The sequence below is a fragment of the Bacillus sp. 2D03 genome (genome assembly GCF_003946765.1).
GTDB lineage: Bacteria > Bacillota > Bacilli > Bacillales > Bacillaceae_G > Bacillus_A > Bacillus_A cereus.
The window spans coordinates 64,093-76,494 of the sequence record NZ_RPSJ01000004.1; the positions used below are offsets into that span (position 1 = coordinate 64,093).

Sequence of the window (12,402 nt, forward strand, 5' to 3'; positions counted from 1 at the left end):
ATGTATGTATTACTCCTGTTAAAAAGAAATGTATATTTCTGATCTCCTAGATTATGCAATCAATATATCAATTTATGTTATACGCTATCTTTTAATTAAGAAACTTTTTCATTTAGTCAATATTACATATTAAAAAAATGCTAAAGCCTTAATTATAGCAAGCTGTTAAAATGAGCATCTATCAATTTTTTAAAACAATTATAAGATAAACCATATTAAGCAGTTTGTCAATTTCTTTATCCGTTTTTTAAGAGTTATTAGAATTAAGATTTATTATACCTAAATAACTTCAAGTTTTTAATTATTAGCCTGTTAATAAAGTGCAAAACTTGTAGGTTTCTTAATCCTTCCACTAACCTTAAGGTATTTTTAAAATTTCTCCTCAAGATTATGAAGCAATTTAAAAATCATTACTCGTTCGCCTGTACGGGAGCTTATATCCGTATGAAAGCTTTTCACTTTCTCTCCAGTTAATTCTAGTATAATATCTTTCAGATCATCAATTCCAGATTCAACTAGCTCCGAACGATTCTTCTTTATCGTTAGCATCCCGTCTTTTGTTTCGCAAACACTATATTCAGCCGGCGTTAAAACACCTTGTAAATTTACGATAATCATATCCCGTAATATATCTGTCTTAACGGATATAGACCCGCGTCCTAGGTAGTCCTTTTCCCAGTGAGTAATTGCTTTGCTTATCTCTGATTCAATAGAGCCTTTTGAGCTTTTCATCTATGTATCCTCCTTCAATAAAATAAATTTACAATAACAATATAATAATCCGGATTGATTTTATTTTCAATTATTGAGAAGAATTTATTGGGATTGTTGTATGGTATCCTTTCATATCATAGCGATTTTTTATATTACAATATAGATTTTTTTGATCATTCCCAACAAGATACTCTTACTATAAAGGCTCTGTTGCATAGATTTCTAAAAAGGACATTCCGGAGAAAATAAGGAAACTCTTGTGACATAATACATAAACGAAAGAGTCGATTTCTTTATAAAATAGGAAATCGACTTTTGCTTAATTATTGATTTAGTAATAAAAACACCTTTTAAAATAACTATGTTTATACTATAGACGTTGATCTTTTTGGAAATTTAGTCGAAAATGATCTGCATCATTGTAAACACCAAATTCATATCCATTTTCCTTATAGAATTTAATGATTTCCGGAAGTGCTTGTAATGTTTGCGCCTTTTCATGCATTAAAACAACTTCTACTTCTTCTGTTGTTTGTTTCTTTACATTTTCGATAATCTGAGTTGGATTATCTTTTAATTTCCAATCATTTGAGTCTATTGTCCAATCCCAAACTTTTATTGCTGCTTCTACAATTTGATTACGAATTTCCTCACCCTTTAATCCTGGTGCAGATCCATATGGTGGACGGACTAGTTTAGGAGTTGTACCCGTAATATTATGGATAAGAGCTAACGTTTCTTTCATTTCCGGTACAAATTGTCCCTTTTTGTATAGTTTATCACTATTATGTGTCATACTATGTGCACCAATATAATGTCCTTCTTTTACCGCTCGTTTTACGTTTTCCTGAAAACCTGTATTTTGTAAATTACTACCTTGCATAAAAAATGTCGAAGCAACATTTTGCTCTTTTAGTACATCTAAAAATTTTCCAGTTAATTCGCTAGGACCGTCATCGAATGTTAAATACACAACCTTTCCTACCGGTTTTCCATCAGGTCTTTTCTGTTTTGCCGGTGGTGTTTCTTTTTTCTTTTCTTGTTGTTGCGTATTAACTTGTTTAATACTTTCATTAGCTACTCCCTTCGCTGGGGTAGAGTTCCATTTCCCAATTAAAAAGAATGTGAAAAAGGTCGTTGCTAAAACAACTCCTAAAGATATGATTGCCTTCGTTACTACACTTGTTTTTTTCTTACTTTTCGATTCTTTCATGATTTTCCGATCCTTTCCCTATTAATTTTCATTATTTATAAGGCTGAGCCTTTATTCGACTGAATCATTCGTTTCAACCGGTGTTTACAATAAATAGATTAATAGAGAGAGGTAAAGATAAAATGCAGATAGTGTCGAAATCAGTTAAAGAATAAGGTTAAGTTAATTCTTAAATTTGAAAACTGGATATACACCCAAAATAAAAAATACTATTCTTTCTAATTAAGATTTAGAAAGAATAGTATTTTTCTATTTACCTATTTTATTACATCGTAAAATAATTAATAATGCCATCCACAATACCTTGTTGCGATTTTGCTTGGAATTCTTCTGAATTCATTCTTTTTTCATCACTCGCATTAGATGTAAACCCTAATTCAATTAAGATAGCCGGAGAAGGATTTTCTCGTAAGACAAGAAAATCACTTCCATGAATGCCTCTATCACGGCTGTCTATATTTTGATCAAAAATAGCTTCTTGTACGGTCTTAGCTAACTTTTTATCTTTCCTTTTATTAGATCCAAAATGAGTTGTTATTCCTTTTACATTTGTATCCTCAAAAGCATCATGATGAATGCTAATATAAAGATCCGCCGCATGGTCTTTCGCTACTTTGACACGTGCTTGTAATTCTTCCTTTTGCTTTGTTTCTGGAAGTAAGCTCGTATCTTTTTCACGTGTTAATATAACTTTTGCATCCGTTCTTTCTTCTAATTCTTTCTTTATATTTTGTGCTACTTTTAAATTAAGCTCTTTTTCAATCGTTCCTAATTCCTTTCCTTTCGTCCCTCTATCTCCTCCACCATGCCCTGGATCAATTACAATAGTTTTTCCTTTTAATCGTAAATCCTCTTTTGATATGTTTTTGTGCCCTTTAGCATGTATGAAACTAACGCCTGTACCCATTATTATTATAATAAGCAAAAGCAATATCGCTCTTTTTTTCATTTTAACAATCTCCTTATCAACTTTTCATTCTCTTTCTAATGAAAATAGTAATGAATGCTGATAAAGATAAAATGCAGATAATGTCGATTTTGTTTAAAAATAATAAAAACGTGTAGAAAAAATTCTACACGTTTTTATTTAAATAGAAATAAAATAATACTCCATCTTCTGTATTTGAAACACCATATTCCGCATCATGTAGCTCTAATATATTTTTTGAAATAGCAAGTCCCAATCCTGTTCCACCTTTTGAACGTTGACGAGACGTATCCCCTCGATAGAAACGATCCCATATTTTCTCTAAATGTTCTGGCGCGATATGAGCCCCTTTATTTTCTACACATACTTTTACACGTTCATTCTCTTCTATTGTAGAAATAATAATATTCTCCTGTTCTGGTGTGTAACGAATCGCATTTGTAATAAAGTTCGTTATAACTTGTTCTATGCGATGCTGGTTTGCAACAACTTCAATTTTAGAAAGTTGTTTATGAACATGTAATTGCTTAGCTGTTATATCCGAGGTTAATTGCTCACATATGTAATCGATCATTTCATCAATATGGAAAACATCCATTTCCATTTTATATGTACCAGATTCGAATTTCGCTAACTCCAGCATATCAATAATGAGCATATCCATTTTATCTACTTCTTTTGACATTGCTTTAAAGTAATACTCCTTTTTATTACTAGCAACACCATCCTCTAAAATTGAAATACAGCTCTTCATAATACTTAAAGGTGTTTTTAACTCATGTGAAACACCAGCGATAAATTCTTTACGTGTATTCTCTAATTGCTTTTCTTTTTCTATATCTTGCTGCAATTGATGAATATACGAATGCAAAGCTTTAGAAAGTGTATTAATATTTTGTGATAAATCACCTATTTCATCCTTTGTAGTAATAGGTATCGTCTCAGAGAAATCTAAACCCGCGATTTTTTTTGTAGTATCATTTATTTGTAATAATGGCTTGGCGATTTTTTTTGAGTAATAGAACGATATCAAAACAATTAAAATCAATACAAAGATAATTAAATATACATAATAATCCTTTATCATTTGTACCGCTTCATCAACTGGTTGCAATGATGTCATAGCAAATATATAGTTTGTCTTACCCCCCGCGTCTTTTGTTGGCTTGATTAAAACTTTATATTTAATATCATTTTCTTCGTAATCCATTATTTCTGTAGAAGTAACATCATTAGATTTTTGATTCAATAATAAATCAACCTGAAATTGTTTTATTCTATCTATAAGCACTCGATTTCCATATATAAAGTTCGTTCCTACAGTCCCCTCCGGTAATTGCACGTTTTGAATGCTTCCCGCTAAATATAATTGTGAACTTTCTTTTGAAGATACGGCTTTTGGCCCATACAACCTTTCTGACAGTTGCTTGTTCTCTAGCCCAACATTCTTCTCTTTTATTGTTAACATCGCAGGGACTACTATATCCCCCTTCTGTACTCCGTCGATAATAATATGACTCCCTTGTTCTAAACTATATTTCATCCTTTGTATATCTTCTAAATTGATAAAACTATACAACGGTATGTGAATGGAACGTTCAGAAAATATCTTATTTTCGTTTGGGTCTAATTGAATTTCTATAGAAAAATCATTTGCATATTTTATATTACCTACACTATCTAACGTTGTAATCCATGTCGCATTCTCTTGATAGAAATTTTGTTCTAATTCTTGAATTACTTTCGCATCATCTCCAGCTTTTATATATGCTTTTTCAAAGGATTGAATATTTGTTTTAATATCATTAACTTTTCGATTTGCGTAGTATTGCTTAAAAAATATAGTTTGTCCAATAAAAATAGTTACTAAAATAAGTGTGCATAATGCTGTTGTTAACATAAATAACTTTAATACAATTCCTTTTTTCATACTTGTCCCTCAAATTTATAACCAGCTCGTACAACCGTTACAATACAAGCTGCTTTTTGTCCTAATTTATGACGCAAATTACGAATATGACTATTAACAGTGCGATCATCCCCAGCGAATTCATAACCCCAAATTTTATTGATTAGTTGTTCTCTCGAAATTACAATTCCTTGATTTCGCATGAGATACGTTACTATTTCAAATTCTGTATGCGTCAAATTTATGTCTTCCCCATCTATAGTTACTGTACGAGAAGGAAAATGTACATGGATACCACTACTCGTTAATGTGTCTTCAGCTGGTACATTAGCAGCGGAAGAATATCGGCTTTCCATTAATCGTTTTGCTCTTGCTAATAAAATAGGAGGACTATATGGCTTTGTAACATAATCATCTGCTCCTAGTTCAAATCCAAGTAAAGTATCATGTTCATCCACCCGAGCCGTTAGCATAATAATAGGTACATTAGATTTCTTCCGAATTCGCCGACAAACCGTCCAACCATCTAATTCCGGTAACATAATATCTAAAATAATTAAATGCACCTCATACTCTTCAAATATAGATAACGCTTCTTTCCCATCAATCGCCTCTAAGACGTTATACCCTTCGTTTAATAAGTAATCTTTCATAATTTCACGTAAAATATCTTCATCTTCTACAATTAATATTGTTCTTTTCATCTTTTATCTTCTCCACGATTTATTTTATTGTAAGGAAGAAATAGTTCATTTTATATGTTAACCAATTAGAAATCTTTCACTATTTCCGTCACTACTACATTCAACATAATTATATCAAGATAATAGCATGACGGTATAAAGATAAAATGCAGAGATAGCCTTACTATTGAAATGCTATTATAATTTTGTAATTGGAATCAATTTGAATCAAATAAAAAACCAAAAGAAATACTATGATATCGCGACTTAAACTAAATAATATAGCGTATATCAAAAATGAGTTTCCTGAATACTTTCGAAATGGAACAGTAAAAAAACAGTCTCAGTACATCAAAGTTGATTTAGAACACATTATGAATACCTTAAAACCTGGACAGGTGTGAATTTAGGGTAATATCATATTTTCCATTCAAATATGATAGAATAGAAGTATATCCAAAACGGAGGAATAACAAATGAACTCAAACACAAAACAGTTTATTTATGATATCCAGCAACGAAAGAACAATTATATAGAAAATGCTTTAATAGCAATACAACACCCTAAAAAAGAGCAATCTGAACAGGTCATTCAAAATATAGTAGAGAAGATGGATATGATGATTAGTCTAGTTACTACGTACATGAGGATTGAATCTGGATCTACGGAAGAATTAAAAGAACTTCAGAAAGAAATTATCCATGCTCAAGCATATATTCAAAAACGAAAATTTGAAGAAACACAGAGATAAAACCCTGTGTTTTCATTTGATTTATAACGCTAATCTGTTATAAATCAAATTACATGTAATTTGATTATTGTTTTGGCATAATCCATACAATTTGTTGAATGCGTACAATATATGGCACCGTATCTTCAATGAGCAAATGATCTGGTTTCACATCCTTTAATTTCCCTCTTATATTTCCTCTTACAGTTTCAATAACCACATGTTTACCAATTACTGATTGTAATGTCTGATATACATAGGGATTAGGCACACTTACCATATTTTGTTTACTAAAGTCATTTCCCTCCAAATAACTCATTCTATAAGACTCCTTTCTAACTTGCATTCTTTCTACTAATATATGATATAAATCTTATAAATATGCTAGAAGGATAATTCATTATATGGACGGAAATAACATTTTAATAGGGTACGGTTTCTATTTCTACATTGCTAAAAAATTATTTATATAAAGTTACTTTTACTAGTTAATAGGAGATGATAAAGGGATATTTTGAATATACATCTAGGTTGTTCCTTTCTGGTTATGTATCATTTTAAATACGCCCTTTATTAGAATAGTGCTCATACTTTTTTTGAGATTCTTTCGTAATACGTGCGTTAAGTAAAATTGCTAACAATAAAAATACTCCATATTTTCCCCCTGTAGCTCCTATGATAATCACACTACTACAAACAAGTACAATTAATAGGATAAACGAAACTAAATAAATACGATCATAATTCTTTGACATCTTCTCGTATTTTATGCGTTTTTTCCTTGCATCCATTTTAATTCCTCCTTTAGATGATCCATTTCACTCTCAGATAAATCTCGCCCTAAAAAAAGAAACAATCTATCGTTTTAAATAATTAGTTTGTTTTTTTATCAACTAATTTATATAACGTAAAAAGAAATCCTACCAATATTAAGCTTTCCACCATGATAATTTCCATCCTCTCCTTCCTTTTAACCCCAACACATCAGATAAAAGTTATTTATATCCCATATTGGCTGCAACAAACAAAAAGGATCCCCCTTCTCTTAAAGGCCGATCCTTTTCTCCTTGTATGCAACTATTTTTACCTATTCTTGATTAATTAGAATAATAGCTGGTCCATCTACACGAATTCCACCAACTTCGATTTTTTCATAAGACTCAACTGTAATAGAGATGATCCCTTCTCGCTTCTTTAATTCATTACTTAATTCTTTTGTTAACATTTTTTTCATGTGTGTACTCCTCCTTACTGCTTAATTTACTATTGGTATGTAAATAAAATTTAAATTGGTTTCCTGGTCTGGAAACCAATTTTTTGTAGTTGACCATATGGTGTTACCAGTTCGTTTATCAATTTTACGTAAAGAAGATAAACAATTACTATTCACCGTCTCAGTAGATATAAGGCACTCTTACAGATAGTGGTGAGATTGATTGTTTTTTCTTCTAGAAATAATGACTTAGATAGTATATTACCTAAAACAATGAAAGCCCTACCTCTCTTTCATCCTTACGGCTCCTTGTCCGTGCCAGTGTGAATCAGGATTGTAAAAATCAAGTGACTATTTAATCGAGTTATTTGATGAAACTTCAAACATTCGTAAAAGAAATTTAAAAATAAAAATGGATTAGATTGAAGTAATAACAAAAGAGGTATCTACTCTAAAAGTGAGTTGAAGAAATTGAATATCTTTGAAATACTTTCCTTTTAATAATCAACATATACCCAGAAAATTCAGGATATTTCCGAGGGATGTTATACAGTATTTATAATAAATCTTAACAGAAACTTTTTATTTGTTTTTCAGTGATTCCTTTAATTAATTCTAGCTCACTGACCAAAAATTTATATGCATCATCCAACAATTTTTTTTCGCTTGTATTCAGTGCTTTTTCTTTCTTCATACGCATTAAATCACGTACAACTTCAGCACCTTCTTGTATTTCACCCGTTTTTATTTTGTCCGTGTTCACTTTATGCCTTTGTTTCCACGGCAGTAATTTACATGATTCTTCATGCTGAAAAATGTGTATAATGTGTTTTAATGCAAGTATATCAGTAACTGGCCGTATATTCGAATTCAATATTTTACCCGTAGGAATCATGACTTGCATCTTACTGATTGACATTTTTATTACATAATACTGTTGTTTTTCCCCTGAGAATTCTTTTTCTTCTATGGCTTCAATTATACCTGCTCCGTGCATTGGATAAACAATGTTATCGCCAATTTGAAACATATAACCCACCTCCATATGTGGTAACCTTCTCAAGCTTAACACATACGTTATTTTTTATCAAATATTTAATAATATCATGAGTTTATTTTTGGTGTCAATTACTTTTTCTTCAGAAGTTAAATTAAGGAAAACAGCCTCAAAATAATAGAGAGCGTTCTAGATTTCAAATAAAAGAAAAGGGAATTCCCACGCGTATATTCTGAAATCTCTACTCATTAACGTAGATCAGTTTTTCCTTGAAAACGGCCAAATCGATCCCGTATTTTTTTCAATCTTATATGATACTCCAAAATCTCAATTCTTGCTTTTTCTGCTAGAGGGGCAATTGGTCGTAAGTCTTTTAACCCCCAATACTCAACCACTACATCAAGTACTTGATCAAAATATTGTAGTGGCCCATAGTTTGCTTCTTTTGCAATCACAGCCATTCTATTTTCAAAATCAGGCATGACGGCACCTGGCATTTTAAAATTCCTAATCACATTGGCAATATAGTAGCAATAATTTGGTTCCAATTCTAAATGTGTTCGAATAACGTCTCGATAAAACGCATAATGAAGTGTTTCATCTTTTGCAAGACGGCGTAATAATGTAGCAAGATCTGGATCATGCTTACTTGCCACCTTAGCTACATTATTGTAAAACACCATTGTTGCAAGTTCTTGTAGCGTCGTATATGTCATGGCTTCGATTGGTGTATGAAAATCAGGCTCAAATCCACACTCAACGACTGATTTTCTTAATTCATGTATACGTTTAGGGTTTACACTTCGAGTGAGTAGTAAATATGTCTCTAATAAATTCGAATGTTGATCCTCTTCTGAGGTCCAAGTATGAATAAAGTCTGTAATAACAGAAAGGGAACCTTTAAAAGTCGCAGATAAATACGTTGTAAACCATGGTAAATTCACTTCTGTTAATAAAGCTGTTTCAATGGCCGTAATTACACCAGAAGGGAGAGTAACTTGACTTTCATCCCAAGGAACTCTTTTAAAGTCCATTCCCTTATCCCATGGTAAAAACTCATGATAACCCCAGTCTATCTTCTGCGCTCTTATTTTATGTTGTTCATACAGTTCTTTTAAACGTGGTTCTAATCGGAAATCTAAATCATTTGTTAGCATATAAGTGCCCCCTTTTCTTATCATGAATATTCAGCTTATTTTTATCCTTAAAAATTTTCTACAAATAAATATTACTTTCCTTTTTTTAAATCAAACATAACAAACTTGTAACAAAACTCTTTAAGAGCGCTATATTTTCATAAAATTTTTTTATCAAAAGAGGGAACGTTATAGCTATTTTCTTTTTTATAAAATAGATAATGAGGCATACAATATGTCAGTTAGTCAAAATAAAAAACTAACCTCAGTAAATACAGAATAACATTCATGGATAAAGATACTCGTCATGTTGTAAATTTTGGTGAGTGTAAAAAAGTGCATGCCTATAAAGAATCGTTTTATAATAAAGATTGATAGTGTTTTATGTACACTATCAATTTATTTAGACGTAAGATTATAATCCAATATATTAGATTAAGCGCTTGAAAAAAATACAGTTGATGAGATAGCCTTAAACGACAATTCCCAACAAGCTTAATGTACATTGGCTATGATGAGTTAGACCAAATTTTGTGAAACAGTATACAACAAAAAGGGAAGAGGCGATAAACATACAGTCAACAGAAGCGCATATGAAGGAAAAACAACGTAGAGAAAAAATAGAAATTATATTTAGTCACAGGGTAAAAGGAGAGAATTTTTTTCACGGTTCTTCCTATCAATGGAAAAACATTGTATATCAAAATTATAATAGGATACAACAAAAAGAGTTGGAAATTGAACAACTCATTTCGAAAATGGAAAAAGAAGGGATCCGTTTTACGCAGCACCGTTCACTCATACACTATCCCGTCATTGATTTCGTAAAATATATAGCTAAGATTTATAAGGAGCCCCTCGAAATAAAATAATCCTATTTATAAAAGGTTTATTTCCAGGGATTTTTTTAACTTAAAACCAGAGGTACCGCCACATCGCCAGCAACCTAAGAAAAGCAAATACCCTAAACATTTTTTGTTTAGGGTATTTGTATATACTTCCAAATATTAAATCGATAAGCATGGATGATGTCCCCAGATATGAGTATCTAAAGTATTTGAATAAGAAACTTTAATCCGTTCGTTATAGTTATTTACATCACGATATAATTATATTTATCTTATTAAAAATGAGTCTATCTTAAGAACTGAAAATAGCTACTAAAAAATATGGTTGCTAATTTTATTTCGATCTTCCTTGCACCCAATTAGCAATATCATTTATAACATACTCAGGAATATTAGCAGGACTATAATATTCATCCGGTTTACTTAATTCCCCATCTCCTTCTGTAAAGAAGTGATTTAATTTTGGATATAGTCGATAATCAATGTTATCTCGCTCTTTTAATTGTTCTTTCCAAAGAGGAATTTCGATTTTGGATTGAACTTGATAGTCTCTTTCTCCTTGCATAATCAATAACGGTGTCTGTTGTTTTTTTGACATTTCTGCTGCTTTAATTTTGCGAATAGAATCCCAAAATACTGGTGATCCTAAATAAAAATCTTTTGGAGGATTCTGACTAGAGAAATTAGGGTTGTTTAATAATTCAAATTGCGATTTGTAAAATTGATATTCTTCTAGGTTTATTGCTCCAATAGACAAACGATACTTCAATTGGTCTAAAGCAGCATCTTGAATTGTACGGGCCGCTCCTCCCATCACAATTGCCCCCGCAATATTTTGATTTTGATCTTTTTCAATTATCCTTGGAATCACCATCCCACCTTGACTATGACCAAGAATATAAATTTGTTTTTTATCTATCATAGGTTCATTTTGAAGAAAATGAGTCACAAGAAGAGCATCATCTGTTGTCTCTTTATCAACTGTATAAAAAGGACTAAGTTCTGTTTTCAATCCATGTTCATAGGTTCGTTTATTATAGCGAAGGACAGCAATTCCTTTCGAGGCAAGACCTTCAGCTAAATCACGAAATGGTTTTAAAGCATACGCAGTTGAATCCTGATCGGCTGCTCCACCTCCGTGAACAAGAATAACCGCTGGGAAAGGACCCTTTCCTTTTGGAACAGACAATGTTCCTGGTAATGGAAATGCACCACTTCCAACTACTACTTCTTTATCAACAAATGATTCAGGCTTACTATACGATGGCCGATTTACAACAGGACTAAACGGCATACTGAGTTGAAAATCATCTATTTTACCAGATGGATCCAGTTTCATTAGTAAAGGTACAGTAATTTGTTCAAAAACTAATTGAATCTCTACATTTGTATGGACGGAATTTATCTCTTTTTGTGAAACCTTCCCGATTTCTATAAAAGAACCCGCTTGTAATTGCGTAGGGATTTCTTTCCAATAGTTCTTCAGCCATTTTTCGGATATTACTTTCTGTAATGACCGAGAAGTTAAATCAAATGCAGATTTATAATCTTCATTATGCATATAACGGATAAATGAAAGAGCATTAGGTATAAATGGATTTTTATCGTCAATATTGTCTATTTTTCTTATATTTGTGTTTGTTTCCTTTAATGTCGATTTAAATTGGTGGCTGAACGGATTTTTATATGTATTGGGATATAGATTTGATTTCAATACATCCTTATTCTGCCCCTCAAACATGCTTGGAGTACCCTCGAAATTTTTAGGTGAAATTCCTTCCTCCGCATAGGAAACTGAAGGAATTGTTGTTGCACAAAGTGCACTAACAAGTAATAACTTCTTCCCTATTTTTTTCTTCGTGCTCATATTTATTAATTCTCCTTTTAAGATTAATAATTTCTAATTAATCGAAAATAAGTGCCCCAACAAATACAAGTATGCTCATTATAGTGACGAATGGAATACTGGTGTATTTTTGAGAAACTCAATATGTTTATAAAAAAATGATGGATTGGATAATAAATAGTAT

At 31.5% G+C, this 12,402-nt stretch carries 13 protein-coding genes; 2 read left to right on the plus strand and 11 right to left on the minus strand.

Annotated features, from left to right (window positions below):
• Positions 1-369: 369 nt before the first annotated feature.
• The 5 genes from EBQ15_RS10860 to EBQ15_RS10880 form a co-directional block, all read right to left on the minus strand.
• A complete protein-coding gene (locus tag EBQ15_RS10860; protein ID WP_000842546.1) occupies positions 370-732 on the minus strand; it encodes a Na-translocating system protein MpsC family protein in 363 nt (120 codons plus the stop codon).
• A gap of 352 nt (positions 733-1,084) precedes the next feature.
• The gene (locus tag EBQ15_RS10865) at positions 1,085-1,927 is read right to left on the minus strand and encodes a polysaccharide deacetylase family protein (protein ID WP_000665062.1); all 843 of its coding nucleotides are present in this window, start codon (positions 1,925-1,927) and stop codon (positions 1,085-1,087) included.
• Positions 1,928-2,192: 265 nt separating this feature from the next.
• Entirely contained in the window at positions 2,193-2,876 is a 684-nt protein-coding gene (locus EBQ15_RS10870; RefSeq protein WP_000745356.1) for an N-acetylmuramoyl-L-alanine amidase family protein, read from the minus strand.
• 124 nt (positions 2,877-3,000) lie between these two features.
• The gene (locus tag EBQ15_RS10875) at positions 3,001-4,785 is read right to left on the minus strand and encodes a sensor histidine kinase (protein WP_000715393.1); all 1,785 of its coding nucleotides are present in this window, start codon (positions 4,783-4,785) and stop codon (positions 3,001-3,003) included.
• Entirely contained in the window at positions 4,782-5,468 is a 687-nt protein-coding gene (locus tag EBQ15_RS10880; protein ID WP_000831425.1) for a response regulator transcription factor, read from the minus strand. The genes EBQ15_RS10875 and EBQ15_RS10880 overlap by 4 nt, the downstream gene beginning before the upstream one ends.
• 455 nt (positions 5,469-5,923) lie before the next feature.
• Here EBQ15_RS10880 and EBQ15_RS10885 point away from each other — a divergent pair, with 455 nt between their 5' ends.
• On the plus strand, positions 5,924-6,199 hold the full coding sequence (locus EBQ15_RS10885) for a hypothetical protein (RefSeq protein ID WP_001087712.1): 276 nt from the start codon (positions 5,924-5,926) through the stop codon (positions 6,197-6,199).
• A 64-nt stretch (positions 6,200-6,263) separates the two neighbouring features.
• On the opposite strand, the gene EBQ15_RS10890 is transcribed toward EBQ15_RS10885, so the two are convergent.
• The 5 genes from EBQ15_RS10890 to EBQ15_RS10910 all read right to left on the minus strand — a co-directional run bounded on the left by EBQ15_RS10890 (position 6,264) and on the right by EBQ15_RS10910 (position 9,545).
• On the minus strand, positions 6,264-6,497 hold the full coding sequence (locus EBQ15_RS10890) for a YuzF family protein (protein ID WP_000120818.1): 234 nt from the start codon (positions 6,495-6,497) through the stop codon (positions 6,264-6,266).
• Positions 6,498-6,735: 238 nt separating this feature from the next.
• Positions 6,736-6,969, minus strand: a complete 234-nt coding sequence (locus EBQ15_RS10895; protein ID WP_000340044.1) for a hypothetical protein — start codon at positions 6,967-6,969, stop codon at positions 6,736-6,738.
• 296 nt (positions 6,970-7,265) lie between these two features.
• The gene (locus EBQ15_RS10900; protein WP_000738548.1) at positions 7,266-7,412 is read right to left on the minus strand and encodes a BC1881 family protein; all 147 of its coding nucleotides are present in this window, start codon (positions 7,410-7,412) and stop codon (positions 7,266-7,268) included.
• A 547-nt stretch (positions 7,413-7,959) separates the two neighbouring features.
• Positions 7,960-8,421 carry a CarD family transcriptional regulator gene (locus EBQ15_RS10905; RefSeq protein WP_000486292.1) on the minus strand — a complete coding sequence of 154 codons (462 nt, stop codon included), beginning with the start codon at positions 8,419-8,421 and terminating at the stop codon, positions 7,960-7,962.
• A 215-nt stretch (positions 8,422-8,636) separates the two neighbouring features.
• Positions 8,637-9,545 (minus strand): acyl-ACP desaturase, encoded by a 909-nt coding sequence (locus EBQ15_RS10910; RefSeq protein WP_000957102.1) that lies wholly within the window; start codon positions 9,543-9,545, stop codon positions 8,637-8,639.
• A gap of 551 nt (positions 9,546-10,096) precedes the next feature.
• Between EBQ15_RS10910 and EBQ15_RS10915 the strand changes: the two genes are divergently transcribed.
• On the plus strand, positions 10,097-10,396 hold the full coding sequence (locus EBQ15_RS10915) for a hypothetical protein (protein ID WP_001191994.1): 300 nt from the start codon (positions 10,097-10,099) through the stop codon (positions 10,394-10,396).
• Positions 10,397-10,706: 310 nt separating this feature from the next.
• Here EBQ15_RS10915 and EBQ15_RS10920 read toward each other — a convergent pair whose 3' ends face one another.
• On the minus strand, positions 10,707-12,239 hold the full coding sequence (locus tag EBQ15_RS10920; protein WP_000104852.1) for an alpha/beta hydrolase: 1,533 nt from the start codon (positions 12,237-12,239) through the stop codon (positions 10,707-10,709).
• Between the last annotated feature and the right edge of the window lie 163 nt (positions 12,240-12,402).